Source organism: Novosphingobium sp. NPDC080210, from assembly GCF_050281025.1.
Taxonomy (GTDB): Bacteria; Pseudomonadota; Alphaproteobacteria; order Sphingomonadales; family Sphingomonadaceae; genus Novosphingobium.
In genome coordinates, this window is record NZ_JBNNWL010000001.1 from 268,571 (window position 1) to 282,734 (window position 14,164).

Annotated in this window: 15 protein-coding genes and 1 tRNA gene; 15 read left to right on the plus strand and 1 reads right to left on the minus strand. The window is 64.2% G+C overall.

Annotation, left to right across the window (positions count from 1 at the left end; all coding sequences use genetic code 11):
* Window positions 1-10: 10 nt before the first annotated feature.
* The 8 genes from uppS (at window position 11) to rpmE (ending at window position 8,073) form a co-directional block, all read left to right on the plus strand.
* On the plus strand, window positions 11-655 hold the full coding sequence (uppS, locus tag ACQKOE_RS01325; RefSeq protein ID WP_427511938.1) for a polyprenyl diphosphate synthase: 645 nt from the start codon (window positions 11-13) through the stop codon (window positions 653-655).
* Window positions 642-1,400 (plus strand): phosphatidate cytidylyltransferase, encoded by a 759-nt coding sequence (locus ACQKOE_RS01330; RefSeq protein WP_427511216.1) that lies wholly within the window; start codon window positions 642-644, stop codon window positions 1,398-1,400. Before uppS ends, ACQKOE_RS01330 begins: the two co-directional genes overlap by 14 nt.
* The gene (locus tag ACQKOE_RS01335; protein ID WP_427511217.1) at window positions 1,397-2,554 is read left to right on the plus strand and encodes a 1-deoxy-D-xylulose-5-phosphate reductoisomerase; all 1,158 of its coding nucleotides are present in this window, start codon (window positions 1,397-1,399) and stop codon (window positions 2,552-2,554) included. The genes ACQKOE_RS01330 and ACQKOE_RS01335 overlap by 4 nt, the downstream gene beginning before the upstream one ends.
* Window position 2,555: 1 nt before the next feature.
* Window positions 2,556-3,665 carry an RIP metalloprotease RseP gene (gene rseP / locus ACQKOE_RS01340; protein WP_427511218.1) on the plus strand — a complete coding sequence of 370 codons (1,110 nt, stop codon included), beginning with the start codon at window positions 2,556-2,558 and terminating at the stop codon, window positions 3,663-3,665.
* 141 nt (window positions 3,666-3,806) lie between these two features.
* On the plus strand, window positions 3,807-6,545 hold the full coding sequence (bamA, locus tag ACQKOE_RS01345) for an outer membrane protein assembly factor BamA (protein ID WP_427511219.1): 2,739 nt from the start codon (window positions 3,807-3,809) through the stop codon (window positions 6,543-6,545).
* Window positions 6,545-7,276, plus strand: a complete 732-nt coding sequence (locus ACQKOE_RS01350) for an OmpH family outer membrane protein (RefSeq protein ID WP_427511220.1) — start codon at window positions 6,545-6,547, stop codon at window positions 7,274-7,276. The genes bamA and ACQKOE_RS01350 overlap by 1 nt, the downstream gene beginning before the upstream one ends.
* 21 nt (window positions 7,277-7,297) lie before the next feature.
* Complete coding sequence (gene fabZ, locus ACQKOE_RS01355; protein ID WP_427511221.1) at window positions 7,298-7,765, plus strand: 3-hydroxyacyl-ACP dehydratase FabZ; 468 nt, start codon at window positions 7,298-7,300, stop codon at window positions 7,763-7,765.
* An 80-nt stretch (window positions 7,766-7,845) separates the two neighbouring features.
* On the plus strand, window positions 7,846-8,073 hold the full coding sequence (rpmE, locus tag ACQKOE_RS01360) for a 50S ribosomal protein L31 (RefSeq protein ID WP_374589659.1): 228 nt from the start codon (window positions 7,846-7,848) through the stop codon (window positions 8,071-8,073).
* Window positions 8,074-8,584: 511 nt separating this feature from the next.
* Here rpmE and ACQKOE_RS01365 read toward each other — a convergent pair.
* A complete protein-coding gene (locus ACQKOE_RS01365; protein WP_427511222.1) occupies window positions 8,585-8,845 on the minus strand; it encodes a hypothetical protein in 261 nt (86 codons plus the stop codon).
* 253 nt (window positions 8,846-9,098) lie between these two features.
* On the opposite strand from ACQKOE_RS01365, the gene ACQKOE_RS01370 reads away from it, so the two are divergent.
* From ACQKOE_RS01370 to ACQKOE_RS01400, 7 genes are all read left to right on the plus strand, one after another.
* Window positions 9,099-9,175 (plus strand) — tRNA-His (locus ACQKOE_RS01370).
* Window positions 9,176-9,286: 111 nt separating this feature from the next.
* Window positions 9,287-10,018 carry a heme ABC transporter permease CcmC gene (gene ccmC, locus ACQKOE_RS01375; RefSeq protein WP_427511939.1) on the plus strand — a complete coding sequence of 244 codons (732 nt, stop codon included), beginning with the start codon at window positions 9,287-9,289 and terminating at the stop codon, window positions 10,016-10,018.
* Window positions 10,019-10,147: 129 nt separating this feature from the next.
* Entirely contained in the window at window positions 10,148-10,606 is a 459-nt protein-coding gene (ccmE, locus tag ACQKOE_RS01380) for a cytochrome c maturation protein CcmE (protein WP_374589662.1), read from the plus strand.
* The gene (locus ACQKOE_RS01385) at window positions 10,603-12,546 is read left to right on the plus strand and encodes a heme lyase CcmF/NrfE family subunit (protein WP_427511223.1); all 1,944 of its coding nucleotides are present in this window, start codon (window positions 10,603-10,605) and stop codon (window positions 12,544-12,546) included. Before ccmE ends, ACQKOE_RS01385 begins: the two co-directional genes overlap by 4 nt.
* Complete coding sequence (locus tag ACQKOE_RS01390; protein ID WP_427511224.1) at window positions 12,543-13,100, plus strand: redoxin family protein; 558 nt, start codon at window positions 12,543-12,545, stop codon at window positions 13,098-13,100. Before ACQKOE_RS01385 ends, ACQKOE_RS01390 begins: the two co-directional genes overlap by 4 nt.
* A 20-nt stretch (window positions 13,101-13,120) precedes the next feature.
* The gene (locus ACQKOE_RS01395; RefSeq protein ID WP_427511940.1) at window positions 13,121-13,510 is read left to right on the plus strand and encodes a cytochrome c-type biogenesis protein; all 390 of its coding nucleotides are present in this window, start codon (window positions 13,121-13,123) and stop codon (window positions 13,508-13,510) included.
* The gene (locus tag ACQKOE_RS01400) at window positions 13,507-14,151 is read left to right on the plus strand and encodes a tetratricopeptide repeat protein (RefSeq protein ID WP_427511225.1); all 645 of its coding nucleotides are present in this window, start codon (window positions 13,507-13,509) and stop codon (window positions 14,149-14,151) included. The genes ACQKOE_RS01395 and ACQKOE_RS01400 overlap by 4 nt, the downstream gene beginning before the upstream one ends.
* The last annotated feature ends 13 nt before the right edge of the window (window positions 14,152-14,164 follow it).

Genomic DNA, 14,164 nt, shown 5'->3' on the forward strand with positions numbered 1-14,164 from the left:
TGCCATCATCATGGACGGCAACGGGCGCTGGGCCAAGCAGCGTCATCTCCCTCGCGCCATGGGTCACCAGCGCGGGGTCGATGCCGTGCGCACCCTGGTGCGTGCGGCGCGGCAGATGGGGCTTGAGGTTCTGACGCTCTATGCCTTCAGCACCGAGAACTGGCGGCGCAGCGAGGACGAAGTCTCGACCCTCATGGGCCTGCTCAAGCGCTACATCCAGGCCGACCTTGATGAATTCGTCGCCAACAATGTCCGGCTGAAGATCATCGGTGAATACCGCGCCTTGGCCAGCGACATCGTCGAATTGCTCGACCATGCGCTGGAACGGACCGCGCAGAACGACGGCACCACGCTGGTCGTCGCTCTGAACTATGGATCGCAGGACGAAATCGCCCGCGCGGCAGCCAAGGCTGCGGCCAAGGGACCGATCACGCCGGAGACCATCGATGCGGAACTGGACACGGCGGGCCTGCCGCCGCTCGATCTGCTGATCCGCACTTCGGGCGAAGTCCGCCTGTCGAACTTTCTGCTGTGGCAGGCGGCCTATGCCGAGATGATCTTCACCGACGTGCTCTGGCCCGATTTTACCCCGGACCACCTGCGCGCCGCGCTGGAGGAGTTTTCGACCAGGGAGAGGCGCTATGGTGGACGCTAAGCCGCGCAAGAACGCCGATCTTCCGGTGCGGGTGGTCTCAGCCGTGGTCATGGTGGCTGTCGCCGGGACCGCGCTCTGGCTTGGCGGGTGGGGCTGGACGCTGTTCGTTTCTGCGGTCGGCCTAGGCGTGCTGTGGGAGTGGTGGGGGCTGGCCCGCGCCATTGCCAAGACTGTTCCTAGCCGCCTCGTCTGGCTGCTGGGCGGAGCGATCTATATCGGCCTGGCAATTGTCATGCTGGTTCGCCTGCGCGGCGAATCCGCGATTGGCTGGCCGCTCTTGCTGATCGTCCTGCTGGGCGTGATCCTCACTGATGTCGGTGCCTATTTCACTGGGCGTACCTTTGGCGGGCCCAAGATTGCGCCGGCGATCAGTCCGTCCAAGACCTGGTCCGGCCTGCTCGGCGGTGCGCTGGGTGCGGCGCTGGGCATCTACCTGGCCATCCGGATTTCCTTCAGCCAGCCGTTTCTTGACGCGATGAACGCTGCGCTGGGGCCGGAGCATCCGGTGCTGGTTCCGGCCAGCGCTTCGCCCAGTCTGCTGGGCTGCCTGATAGGCGGCGCGGTGCTGGCGGTTGTCGCGCAAAGTGGGGACTTCTTCGAAAGCTGGATGAAGCGCCGTGCGGGGGTGAAGGATTCCGGCCATCTCATTCCTGGCCACGGCGGTCTGTTTGACCGGACCGATGGCCTGATCGCGGTGCTGTTCGTGCTCGCCCTGATCGGCTTGCCGGGATTCCTGGCGGCATGACCGTGCGGTCCATCACTGTCCTGGGCGCAACCGGCTCTATCGGCGCATCGACGCTCGACTTGATCCGGCGTGAGCGGGACAAGTGGCGCGTCGTGGCCCTGACGGCCAATTGCCAGGCGCAGGAACTGGCGCGACTGGCGCGGGAGTTCGGGGCGGAAATGGCCGTGGTTGCCGATCCGGCCTGCCTGCCGGAACTCGAAGCGGCCTTGCAAGGCAGCGGCATCCGCGCACTGGGCGGGGCGGAGGCGCTGGTCGAGGCGGCTGCTCTGCCTGCCGACCTGACGCTTGCAGCCATCGTCGGCTGCGCGGGCCTTGCGCCGACCATGGCCGCGATCGAGCAGGGCCGCACCGTGGCGCTCGCCAACAAGGAAGCGCTGGTTTCGGCGGGCGACGTGATGACCGCCGCCGTGGCTGCCCATGGCACGACGTTGCTGCCGGTGGACAGTGAACACAACGCGATTTTCCAGTGTCTGGCAGGCAACGATCCGGCCCACGTCCGTTCGATCACGCTGACGGCCAGCGGCGGACCGTTTCGCGATTGGACCCTGGAGCAGCTTGCCGCCGCGACCCCGGCCCAGGCGGTCAAGCATCCCAACTGGTCGATGGGCGCGAAGATCAGCGTCGACAGCGCGACCATGTTCAACAAGGGCCTGGAACTGATTGAGGCGCACCACCTGTTCCCGGTCGGGCTGGATAGGCTGCGGATCGTGGTGCACCCGCAATCGGTGGTCCATTCGATGGTCGAATACCGCGACGGATCGACTCTGGCGCAGCTTGGTCCCAGCGACATGCGCGTGCCGATTGCCTCGTGCCTGGCCTGGCCGGAGCGGATGGACACGCCCTGCGATCCCCTGAATCTGGCCGCCATTGGCGAACTGACCTTCCGCGCGCCGGACGAGGTGCGCTTTCCCGCCACCCGCCTGTGCCGCCAGGCAGCAGAGCAGGGCGGGGCGGCTCCGGCCGTGCTCAATGCGGCGAATGAAGTCGCGGTTGCGGCGTTTCTGGCCGGACAGATTGCGTTCACCCGGATCGCCGTAATGGTGGAGGAAGTCCTGGCGCGCTATGTTCCCGCTGCGCCGGTCTCGCTGGCCGACGTCATCGCCATCGATTCCGAAGCGCGGAACCGGTCGCGCCTGTTGTTGGAGCTGAACTGAATTGCCCGAGTCGCCCTCTATCCTCCTGACTGTCGCTGCTTTTCTCCTGCTGCTGGGGCCGCTGATCGTCCTGCATGAACTGGGCCACTACCTGATGGGCCGGGTCTTTGGCGTTCGCGCGCTGACCTTTTCGGTCGGGATCGGCAAAGAGCTGTGGCACCGCATCGACAAGCGCGGCACCCGCTGGCGCATTGCAGCCATTCCGCTGGGCGGCTTCGTGCTGTTCGCCGGGGACGCTGACGCCACCAGCAAGCCCGATCCGGCTATGCAGAACGCTTCTCCCGAAGAGCTGAAAGGCACGTTCCCCGGGGCGCCGCTGTGGCAGCGCACGCTGATCGTGCTCGCCGGCCCCATGGCCAACCTGCTGGTGGCCGTGGCGATCATTGCGGCTTTCGTGGCGGTGATCGGCGTGCCATCAAACCCGCCGATCGTAACTGGACTGCCAGAGAACTCTCCTGCACGGTCCGCGGGGATCGTCCAGGGCGACCGGATCGTGGCAGTCGATGGCCAGGTCACGGAATCGTTCAAGGACGTGGCCAGCACGGTCATGATCTATCCCAACCAGACCGTTCGCCTGACGGTGGAACGCGACGGTCGCGCCTTCGACGTTCCGGTGAAACTGGGCGAGCGCGTGGTGACCGACCGGTTCGGGAACGAAAGCCGGTTCGGCCTGCTCGGGATCGAAGGCGGGCAGCTGGAAATGCGCGACGTCTCGCCGATTCAGGCGGTCGGCTATGGCTTTACCGAAAGCGTTGCCATCATGAAGACGATGGCGATCGGTCTGAAGCAGATCATCGTTGGCGAACGCTCGGTCAAGGAAATGGGTGGGCCGGTGAAAATCGCCAAGTATTCCGGCGAGATGATGAGCCTGGGCTGGCTCGCTTTCATTGAATTTGCCGCGCTGATCTCAATTAATTTGGCATTCATCAACCTGCTGCCAATTCCCACCCTCGACGGTGGGCACCTGGCTTTCTACGCCGCGGAAGCAGTCCGCCGCAGACCGCTGGGTGCGCGCAGTCAGGAATGGGCGTTTCGTGGCGGCATGGCCCTGGTGCTGACCGTTGCGGTGTTCGTGACTTTTAACGACCTGATTTCCCTTTTCGCCAAATAGGGCGGAACGTGCTGGAAAGCGGGAAAACTGCGGAAGGCAAGGGCGACTTGGCTTGATCGAAACCGGCGCATCGGGCAGAGGGCAGCAACGTGCCTGCAAGCTGCGCAAGGTGTCCCTAAAGGCAAGCCGCCCGCAGCCAAAATGAAGACTGGAACTGTCGTGCCGAAGAACAAGACCATGGTGGAACGCAAACAGCCGATGCGCGCCAGCCTGCCGATGGCCGCGCTGCTTTTGGGCACCACGGTGCTGGCTGGCCTGCCCCAGGCCGCTTTGGCCCAGGCCGCGCAGCCTGCTCCGTCTGCTCCCGCCACGGGCGAGACGATCCAGTCGATCAGCGTCTCCGGTGCACAGCGGCTCGAGGCGGATACCATCCTCACCTACATCAAGCTGCGCCCCGGCCAGGCCTACACCCAAGCCGCGGCTGACCAGGCGCTGAAGGACCTGTTCGCCACCGAGCTGTTCTCGGACGTGCAGATCCGCAACGAAGCAGGCAAGGTGACGATCCAGGTGACCGAGAACCCGGTCATCAACCGGATCATCCTGGAAGGGAACAAGCGCCTCAAGTCGGAAAAGATTCTGCCGGAAATCAAGCTGGCCGCGCGCCAGATCTTCACCCGGTCCAAGGTCCGCGCCGACGTGGCCCGCATCATCGAGCTGTACAAGCGCCAGGGCCGCTTTGCCGCTTCGGTCGAACCGAAGATGGTGATGCTGGAACAGAACCGCGTCGATATCGTGTTCGAAATCAACGAAGGTCCCAAGTCCAAGGTCCGCAAGATCAACATCATTGGCAACGAAGCCTTTGACGATGGTGAACTGCGCGGCGAGATGATCACCAAGCAGTCCAGCTTTACGCGCATCTTCAGCTCCGGCACCACCTATGATCCGGACCGCATGGCGTTTGACCAGCAGAAGCTGCGCCAGTTCTATCTGACCAAGGGCTATGCCGATTTCCGCGTCGTTTCCGCCGTGGCGGAGCTGACGCCGGACAAGAAGGACTTCATCCTGACCTACGTGGTCGAGGAAGGTCCGCGCTACAAGTTTGGCGATGTGAAGGTGGAAAGCCAGTTGCGCGACTTCGATGGCGACCGCTTGGCGGCTCAGCTGCCGATGAAGAAGGGTGACTGGTACGACGCCAAGATGGTCGAAGACACGATCGAGCGTCTGAACCAGACCCTCGGCACCTTCGGTTATGCCTTTGCCGACGTGCGGCCTGAATATGCCCGCAACAAGGACGACCTCACCATGAGCTTGTCCTTCCAGATCGCGGAAGCGCCGCGCGTCTACGTCGAGAAAATCGACGTCAACGGCAATACGCTGACCCAGGACAAGGTGATCCGCCGCGAATTTCGCCTGGCCGAAGGGGATGCGTTCAACTCGATCCAGGTGAAGCGCTCGACCGCGCGCATCAATTCGCTCGGTTACTTCCAGGAAAAGTTCGAGGTTGAGCAAAAGCCGGGTTCGGCACCGGACCGGATCATCCTGGAAGCCAATGTCGAGGAAAAGCCCACCGGGCAGCTCCAGCTGTCGGCCGGTTACTCGAGCCTTGAAGGCCTGATCTTCCAGGGCGCGGTAGAGCAGCGCAACTTCCGCGGTCGCGGCCAGACGATCGGCTTGAACCTGGCTTATTCGAACTATTCGAAGCAGGTCGACGTGAGCTTCACCGAACCCTATATGTTCGACCGCAACGTCAGCCTGGGCGTGAACGTCTATCGGCGCGACCTGAACAGCTTCAACTATTTCAACAGCAACCGGAACACGATCTATCAGCAGGCCACGACCGGTTTCCAGGTCCGTGCCGGGGTGCCGCTGACGGAATTTATCTCTGCCGTTGCCAGCTATACGCTGAACTATGACGACATCAGCGTGGACCAGAACCAGTACTTCACCCGGCGCAAGAATCCGCCGGCGTTTGAATGCGATCCGCTGGTTGCCGGCCTGTACCTGTGCGAAGCACTGGGCAAGCGGACCAGCTCGATCGCGGGTCTGTCCATGATCTATGACGCGCTGGACAACCGCTATCGTCCGACCAGAGGCAAGGCTGCCTCGGTCAGCGTGGACTTCGCGGGCCTGGGCGGCTCGGTGAAGTACGTCCGCGTTCGCACCAATTCGTCGGCCTATTTCCCGGTCGGCAAGGGCTTCGTCTTCTCGCTGCGAGGCGAGGGCGGTGCGATTGCTCCCCTGGGCAACAGCAACGTCGGCAGCGATGCCGTCCGCCTGACCGACCGCTTCTACCTGGGCGAACCGCAGCTGCGCGGCTTTGACATTCGCGGCGTTGGTCCGCGCATTATCCGCGAATTCTACGATTCGAGCGGTAACCCGATCACCGATCGCAATCAGGTGGTCGATAATGCCCTGGGTGGACGCTATTACTACCTCGGTCATGCCGAGCTGGAGATTCCACTGGGCTCGGGCGCGCGTGAACTGGGCCTGCGTCCCTCGATCTTCATGGATATCGGCGCGGTCTGGGGCGTGAGGCAGCCCGCAGGGGAGTCGAGCCCCTATCCGGACGGCATCAAAATCTTCGAATACGATGGCAGCGGGCAGCAGCTTTACAACCAGATCAACGTGGCAACGCTGGTCAACGGCGTCTGCACCCCGGGTACGGCGGCTGGCGATATCACCAAGGTGACCAGCCCGACGAACCCGAACCCGCCTGCCTGCCTTACGTCGGCTGCAAACTCGCCCAGCGTGCTGCAGACCATCGCACCTTTCCGCGAACGCTTCGTCGGAAATTCGCCGAAGCCGCGTATCTCGATCGGTGTCGGCGTAAACTGGAATTCACCGTTCGGTCCGTTCCGGATCGACTTTGCTCATGCCCTTACGAAGGTCGATGGTGATGACACCAAGTCCTTCACCTTCAACGTAGGAACCCAATTCTGATGACCAAGATTTTCAAGGCCCTGTGTGGCACCGCAATCGCACTCGCTCTGGTTTCGCCGGCTGTTGCGCAGAAGAAGGACAAGTCGGCTCCGGCTCCGGTGGCTGCTGTTTCCAGCCCGGTTGTGCCAGGTATCGGCGTTGCCAACCTGAATGCTGCCGTTGCCGGTTCGAACGCCTTCCAGGTCGCTGGCCAGCAGCGCCAGACCACCTACAAGGCAACCTATGACGCGGCCCAGGCCCGCGCGACCCAGATCGACACCGAACTGAAGGCGCTGGCCGACAAGTTCAATGCCGACAAGACAGCGAAGAAGCCTGACGCCATCCTGCAGCAGAGCGTCGTCGCTTATCAGCAGCGCCAGGAGCGCGGTAAGGAAGAGATCCGCCAGATCCTGATGCCGGTGATGCTGTCGGAAGCCTATGTCGAAGAACAGATCACCGACAAGCTGGACCAGGCCGTCCAGGCCGCGATGACCAAGCGCGGCGTCAGCCTCCTGCTGCAGCCGGACACCGTGATCGCCCGCGCTAATGGCTATGAAATGACCGCCGCAATCGTTGCCGAGCTCAACGCCCTGATCCCGTCGGCCAACATCGTTCCGCCGCAGGGCTGGGTGCCGCGCCAGGTGCGCGAACAGCAGGCTGCGCAGCAGCAGGCCCAGCAGGCTCAGCAGCCGGCAGCCGCCGCTCCCGCCCAGGCTCCGCGTCCGGCCGGTCCGCAGACCGACGGTCGTTGATCCGGCACCCGGGGGCATAAGATGAGCGAGGAAGCCAGCGCCGGTTCGGCCTATGACATCCCGAAAATCCTGGCCGCCCTGCCGCATCGCTATCCGATGCTGCTGGTCGACCGGGTGATCGAGGTTGGCGAGGAAGCGATCACGGCGGTCAAGGCTGTCAGCTTCAACGAAGGCTTCTTCCAGGGGCATTTCCCGGGCCGTCCGATCATGCCCGGCGTGCTTCAGGTGGAGGCACTGGCCCAAGCGGCGGGCATCCTGGCGATTGAAAGCCTGGGGCTCGCCGGTACGGGCAAGCTTGTCTATTTCATGGCCATCGAAGAGGCGAAGTTCCGCGCTCCGGTCGAACCCGGTGTCCTGCTCACGCTGGAGGCCGGGTTCGTGCAGAAGCGCTCGCGCGTCTGCAAGTTCTGGGGCCGCGCCTCGATCGAAGGCAAGGTGACCTGCGAAGTGCAATTCACCGCCATGATCGCCGACGCACCCGGAACTTGATTTTACAGCGCGCCGCGGTTAAGGGGCGCGCTTCCTGTTTCAGGCCGGTCGGAACCGGCCATTAGCGAAAGAGAATTGCCATGAAGGCCGAAGGACATCCCGACTACCACATGATCAAGGTGCAGATGACGGACGGCACCGTGTTCGAAACCCGCTCCACCTGGGGCAAGGAAGGCGACACGCTGGTGCTGGAAATCGATCCCACCTCGCACCCGGCCTGGACCGGCGGCACCCGCCAGGTTGACCAGGGCGGCCGCGTTGCGCAGTTCAACAAGCGCTTTGGTGGTCTGTCGCTCAAGAAGAACTGAGCGTTCGGCTTCAGCCAGAAAAACGAAGGGCGGCCTTGCGGGGCCGCCCTTTTCGTTTGTGGAGGTGGATGGGGGGATCAAGTCCGTTCGTGGTAAGGAAGATGCGAAACCGAAGGTTGAGGACCTGCCTCGAACCACAGAGTTTTCCGCAGTCCTTCGAGACGCCAGTTCAGCCTGCGGCTTCACAGGCTCCTCAGGGCGAACGGCTAAAAACAGTGCCCCGCTCAGGCTGAGCCTGTCGAAGCCGGGTTACTGGAAAATGCTTCACGCAAAGGCGCGAAAAGAAGGAAAGGCGCAAAGGGCTTCGATGTCGCATTCACCCGCGCACTGCGGCAAGCGCAACCCTTAGCGCCTCTGCGTCCTTTGCGTTCTCTGCGCGAAACGTTGAAACGTCGCCACATTGCGCAAGGTCCACTGGGCCCCGGCCTTCGCCGGGGTGACGCACTAGCCTGAATTCCCGCTCAGGCTGAGCCTGTCGAAGCCGGGTTGCAGTCGCCGCGTCAGCGCGAATTTACTCCCCGCCGGAAAGCTCGCGCGCGTCGGCCTGGCTGATCGGGCGGAGGAATTCCGCCCCCGCGCGGCCATTGCAGACCCAGCGCAGGATGGCCTGGATGGTCCAGCCATCGGCAGGGGTGATGGTCAGGAACATGCCAGTGCGCAGCCAGCCCGCTTCGCTGTCCAGCGCGCAGCCGAAAGTGGAAACGTCGCGCAACACGGCGGTGCTGGCGTGGCCCTGGTTGCAGCGGATGCCGACTTCGCTGTGGGCGACCATCCGCGAGACCCGCCGCGTGCGCCGCTGGAGCGGCCGGCTGGAGACGCTTTCAAGTCTTAGTTTCGCGACCACAGCTTACCTCTTTATTGCGCTTGGACCCCATAATCCTACGGTGCGGTGGTTAACAAATTGCTGGCCATGCGCGCTTCCGCGGCGGCCTTGCGCACAAGGCAGCAGTTTTTCCTTCCATTCGCGCAGGTCTTGTGCAAAGGCGCGCGCCTGCGTTGCCTACCTCTTGCAGGGGCAGCCTGTGGCGATCGTAGCTCAGTTGGTTAGAGCGCCGGTTTGTGGTACCGGAGGTCGTGGGTTCGAACCCCATCGATCGCCCCATTTCTCTTTGCGCTGGGTCAATGGCAATTGGTGAAGATCCGCTACTTCGCCCTTGCCGCGAACGTGCGCTCCTGCCAAAGCGTGGCGCAGATTCTTCATAGCGCTGGGTCCATGCACGGCTTTGCCAATCCTGCCCGTTTTCTGCGCCTTGCGCGCTTGCTGACTGGGCCATTCCTTATCATCGGGATCGCTGTTGCCATCGCGGCCATGGCCTGGGGGCTGCTTGGCGCTCCGGCAGAGCGGTTGCAGGGCGATTCGGTGCGGATCCTGTTCGTCCACGTCCCCGCCGCATGGCTGGGCATGGGCGGGTGGACCGCGATTGCGATTGCCAGCCTGACCGAGCTGGTCTGGCGCCATCCGCTGGCGGGAATCGCGGCCCGCGCCGTGGCTTTGCCGGGCGCGTTCTTCGCCTTGCTGTGCCTGGTGACGGGATCGCTCTGGGGCCGTCCGGCCTGGGGCACCTGGTGGGTGTGGGACGGGCGGCTGACCTCGATGCTGGTCCTGTTCTTCCTCTATTGCGCCTATATGGCTCTGGCCGACGCGGCCAACCGCGACGGGGAAAGCGGTTCGCGTCTGCCGGCGATTTTCGGGCTGGTCGGGGCGGTCAACATTCCGATCATCCATTATTCCGTGCTGTGGTGGAACAGCCTGCACCAGCCCCCGTCGATCAGCGTGGGGAAAAGCGAAATGGCCGCGCCGTTCCTCTATGGGCTGCTGGCCGCGACGATCGGTTTCTCGCTGATATTCGGTGCCGTGGTGCTGATGCGGATGCGCGCGATCCTGGCCGATGCCCAGGCCGAAGCCCGCCTGCGCCGCCGCGCGATGGAGGCTGTCGATGTATGAAGGTCTGAACCATTGGGGCTTTGTCGTCGCATCCTATGCGATCACCGTGGCGGGCACGGCACTGCTGGTAATCTCCAGCCTGGTTTCCATGCGTCGGGCCGAATCCCGGCGAGATAAGGCACGCGAAAGATGAGCGGACCGGTCAAGGCAAAGCACCAGCGTCTCGTGCTGGTCCTCATCGCGCTGGCGGCGCTGATCGGGGCAGGGCTGCTCGCCGCCTGGGCGCTGCGCAGCCAGGCCTCGTTCTTTTACCTGCCCGCCGAAATGGCCGCCAACCCGCCCGAGGAAGACCGCGCGGTCCGCCTGGGCGGGATGGTCGAACCCGGCTCGCTCAAGACCGATGCCGATGGGGTCACGATCCATTTCGTCGTGGGCGACGGCAAGGCGCGCATTCCGGTCATGTTCAAGGGCATTGTGCCAGACCTGTTCAAGGAAGGCTCTGGCGTCGTGGCAGAGGGCAAGCGCGGTGCGGACGGCACTTTCGTCGCCGACAACCTGCTGGCCAAGCATGACGAGAAATACGTGCCGCGCGAAATGAAGGACATGACCGAGGCCCAGGCCCGGCAGACGGTGGAACAAACCCAGTGATAGCCAACCTAGGTCTTGCGGCGCTCTGGTTCGCAGCCGCGCTTGCCCTGCTGCAACTATTGGCGGGGGCGATGTCGGTCCGCACTGCCGGCCATCCCCTGCAAGGGATCGTGCGCCCGGTCGCGGTGATCCAGGGCGCGCTCGTCACGCTGTCGTTCCTGGCGCTGGTCTGGCTGTTCTGCGTCACCGACCTGTCGGTTGCGCTGGTGGCCAAGAACTCGCACTCGGCCAAGCCGTGGCTGTACAAGTTCGCCGGAACCTGGGGCAATCACGAAGGCTCGATGCTGCTGTGGGTCATGGTCATGGGGCTGGCGGGCGCATTCCTGGCCCTGCTGGAACGCCGCCTGCCCGAACGGACCATGCTGGCGACCCTGTTTGCGCAGGCCTTCGTCAGCCTGGGCTTCTATGCCTTCCTGCTGTTCGCATCGAACCCCTTTGCCCGGAACAATCCGGTTCCCGAGGAAGGGCTGGGGCTGAACCCGCTGCTTCAGGATCCGGGCCTCGCGTTCCATCCGCCGACGCTTTATTTCGGCTATGTCGGGCTCTCCATTGCGTTCAGTTTCGCTGTCGGCGCGCTGCTGACCCGTGAAGTCGGGCCGACCTTTGCCAAGGCCATGCGCCCCTGGGTGCTGGGCGCGTGGATTTTCCTGACCATCGGCATCACCGCTGGATCCTACTGGGCCTATTACGAGTTGGGCTGGGGTGGCTGGTGGTTCTGGGACCCGGTCGAGAACGCATCGCTGATGCCCTGGCTGGCGGCGACCGCATTGCTCCATTCCGTGTCCGTCCTCGCTTCGCGCAATGCGCTGCGGACCTGGACGATCATGCTGGGCGTCGTGGCCTTTTCGATGTCGATGGTCGGCACCTTCCTGGTCCGCTCCGGCATTCTCACCTCGGTTCACGCCTTTGCCGTGGACCCGACGCGCGGCGCCTTCATCCTGGCCCTGCTGGCGATCTACATTGGCGGCGCGCTCAACCTGTTCGCCCTGCGCGCATCGACGATCAGCGAGGGCGAGCAGTTCAAGGTGACCAGCCGCGAAGGCGCGCTGGTGATGAACAACGTGCTGCTTTCCGCCACGCTGGGCGTGATCCTGATCGGCACGCTCTATCCCTTGCTGGCCGAATCGCTGGGGGCCAAGGTCTCGGTCGGGCCGCCCTATTTCAACCCGATGTCGGCGGTGTTCATTATCCCGATGCTGGTGGTCATGGCGATCGGCCCGCTGCTGCGCTGGCGGCAGGACAGCTTTGCCCGGATCGGCAAGATGCTGCTGCTTCCGCTGGGGCTGACGCTGGCAGGAGCGGCCATCGCGATCGGGGCAGGGGTGAAGATCCTGCCGCTGCTGGGCTTGGCGCTGGGCCTGGGTCTGCTGGTCGCCAGTGTCCTGCCGCTGCGTGGCCGCAAGCTGCGCACGGTTAAGCTGCCGCTGTGGGGCATGGTCATCGCGCACCTCGGCGTAGCGGTGGCCCTGCTGGGTATGGCGGCCGAGTCGGCCTTTACCAAGGAGCGGCTGGTGGCCGTGCGGATCGGCGACAAGGTGGACGTCGGCCCGTGGACCGTGCAGCTGGAACACGTCAGCCCGGTGGCCGGCCCGAACTGGACCGCGATCGAGGCGAACATGTTCGCCAGCTACCAGGGCGGAAAGCCGCGTGAACTGCACCCGCAGGCCCGTGCCTTCTGGTCGCCGGCGCAGGAAACCAACGAATCTGCGCTAGTCACCCGCTGGAACGGTCAGCTCTATGCGGTTCTGGGCGAGGAGTCCGAAGACGGGCGCTGGCAGCTGCGCTTGTGGTGGAAACCCTTCGTGACGCTGATCTGGTATGGCGGCCTGATGATTGCGCTGGGCGGTCTGCTCGCGCTGCTGGGCCGGGTGGCCAGTGACATCCGCCGGATCGTCGCCAAGGACAAGATCGCCTATCGCCGCATGAGGCAGGGCCGATGACCGAGCCCGCCGCTCCGCGCAAGTCCTCGCCCTGGCTGCTGTGGCTACCGGTGATCATGTTCGCCGGTTTCATCGCGGTCGTGGCTTACAACCTGCGCAACCCGGCGGAGCGTGAAGTGCGTTCCGCGCTAATTGACAAGCCCTTGCCGGAATTCGCGCTGCCAGCCGCCTTGACCGGCCAGCCGGGGCTTGCCCGCAAGGACATGGCTGATGGCAAGGTCCGCGTGCTCAACATCTTCGCCAGCTGGTGCGTACCCTGCGCTGTCGAAGCGCCGCAACTGGCCGAGCTGCGGGCCAAGGGCGTGGACGTGGTCGGCGTTGCCATCCGTGACCGCCCGGAAGACCTGGCCGCGTTCCTGGCACGCCACGGCAATCCGTTCAGCCGGATCGGGGGGGACAACCTCAGCTCGATCCAGTTCGCGCTTGGCTCTTCCGGGGTTCCGGAAAGTTTCGTCATCGATGGCAAGGGCGTGATCCGCTATCAGCACATCGGTGAAATCCGGCCCGAGCAGGTGGCCCTGATCATGGAAAAAGTGCGGGAGGCGGGCGAGTGAGGCTGCTTCTGATCGCACTGATGGCCCTGGTGATGGCCCAGCCGGTTCTGGCCGACGGCACCATGCCGCCCGCGCCCTATGCCTATCGCCAGCTGGACGACCCGGCGAATGAGGCCAAGGCCAAGGCGCTGATGGAAACGCTGCGCTGCCTGCAATGCCAGGGTCAGTCGATTGCCGATTCCGATGCGCCGATTGCCGGGGACATGCGCCACCAGGTACGCGAACGCATCCAGGCGGGCGAGGATCCCGAGGCGATCCGCGCCTGGCTGGTCGAACGCTACGGCGACTATGTCAGCTATGCGCCGCAAATTACGCTGAAGACCTGGCCGCTCTATGCCGCGCCGCTGGCCTTTCTGGCCTTGGCCCTGCTCATTGCGCGGCGCCGTTTTGTGAAGAGGACGGGCGCATGACCTGGCTCTGGATTATTGCTCTGGCCGCCGTCTCCTTCGTGGCGCTGGCATTCGTGCTGAAAGCGCCGCGCGGGGGCTGGACGGCTATCGGCGCCGCGCTTGCCCTGGGGTGTGCCGGTTTTGCCAGCCAGGCGAGCATTGCCCTGCCGGGGGCGCCCAAGGAAGCGCAGGAGCGGACCAACAAGTCCGGTGCGGCCCTGATCGAAGCGCGCCGCGAACTCGCCAGCGAAAACGCCATGCCGAACCAGCCGAACCGCTGGATGGTCATTGCCGATGCCCTGTCGCGCAATGGCCAGTTCGGCGATGCGGCGGGCGTGGTTCTGGGCGCGGTGGAGAAAGACCCGAAGAACGCCGACGCGTGGCTGTCGCTGGCCAACAACCTGGTTGCCCATGCCGATGGCAACCTGACTCCGGCCGCGCAATATGCCTATCGCCAGGCCGCATTGGCCAATCCGGCGCACCCGGGGCCGCCGTTTTTCCTGGGCCTCGCCTTGGCCGGCAGCGGCAAGCTGGCAGAAGGCCGCGCGCTGTGGGCCGATCTCCTTGCGAAAACGCCTGCCGACGCGCCTTACCGTGCGGATCTCGAGGAACGTTTGAAGCGCCTGGACGCTTTCATTGCCATGCAGGACAAGCAGCAATAGCGCCATTGCTGGA

Coding starts and splice junctions, on each gene's coding strand:
- ACQKOE_RS01365 (WP_427511222.1), bottom strand. CDS start 8,845: ATGGTCGCCCACAGCGAAGTCGGCATCCGCTGCAACCAGGGCCACGCC.
- ACQKOE_RS01350 (WP_427511220.1), top strand. CDS start 6,545: ATGACCAAGATTTTCAAGGCCCTGTGTGGCACCGCAATCGCACTCGCT.
- fabZ (WP_427511221.1), top strand. CDS start 7,298: ATGAGCGAGGAAGCCAGCGCCGGTTCGGCCTATGACATCCCGAAAATC.
- ACQKOE_RS01395 (WP_427511940.1), top strand. CDS start 13,121: ATGGCCCTGGTGATGGCCCAGCCGGTTCTGGCCGACGGCACCATGCCG.
- bamA (WP_427511219.1), top strand. CDS start 3,807: ATGAAGACTGGAACTGTCGTGCCGAAGAACAAGACCATGGTGGAACGC.
- uppS (WP_427511938.1), top strand. CDS start 11: ATGGACGGCAACGGGCGCTGGGCCAAGCAGCGTCATCTCCCTCGCGCC.
- ccmC (WP_427511939.1), top strand. CDS start 9,287: ATGCACGGCTTTGCCAATCCTGCCCGTTTTCTGCGCCTTGCGCGCTTG.
- ccmE (WP_374589662.1), top strand. CDS start 10,148: ATGAGCGGACCGGTCAAGGCAAAGCACCAGCGTCTCGTGCTGGTCCTC.
- ACQKOE_RS01400 (WP_427511225.1), top strand. CDS start 13,507: ATGACCTGGCTCTGGATTATTGCTCTGGCCGCCGTCTCCTTCGTGGCG.
- ACQKOE_RS01330 (WP_427511216.1), top strand. CDS start 642: ATGGTGGACGCTAAGCCGCGCAAGAACGCCGATCTTCCGGTGCGGGTG.
- rpmE (WP_374589659.1), top strand. CDS start 7,846: ATGAAGGCCGAAGGACATCCCGACTACCACATGATCAAGGTGCAGATG.
- ACQKOE_RS01335 (WP_427511217.1), top strand. CDS start 1,397: ATGACCGTGCGGTCCATCACTGTCCTGGGCGCAACCGGCTCTATCGGC.
- ACQKOE_RS01390 (WP_427511224.1), top strand. CDS start 12,543: ATGACCGAGCCCGCCGCTCCGCGCAAGTCCTCGCCCTGGCTGCTGTGG.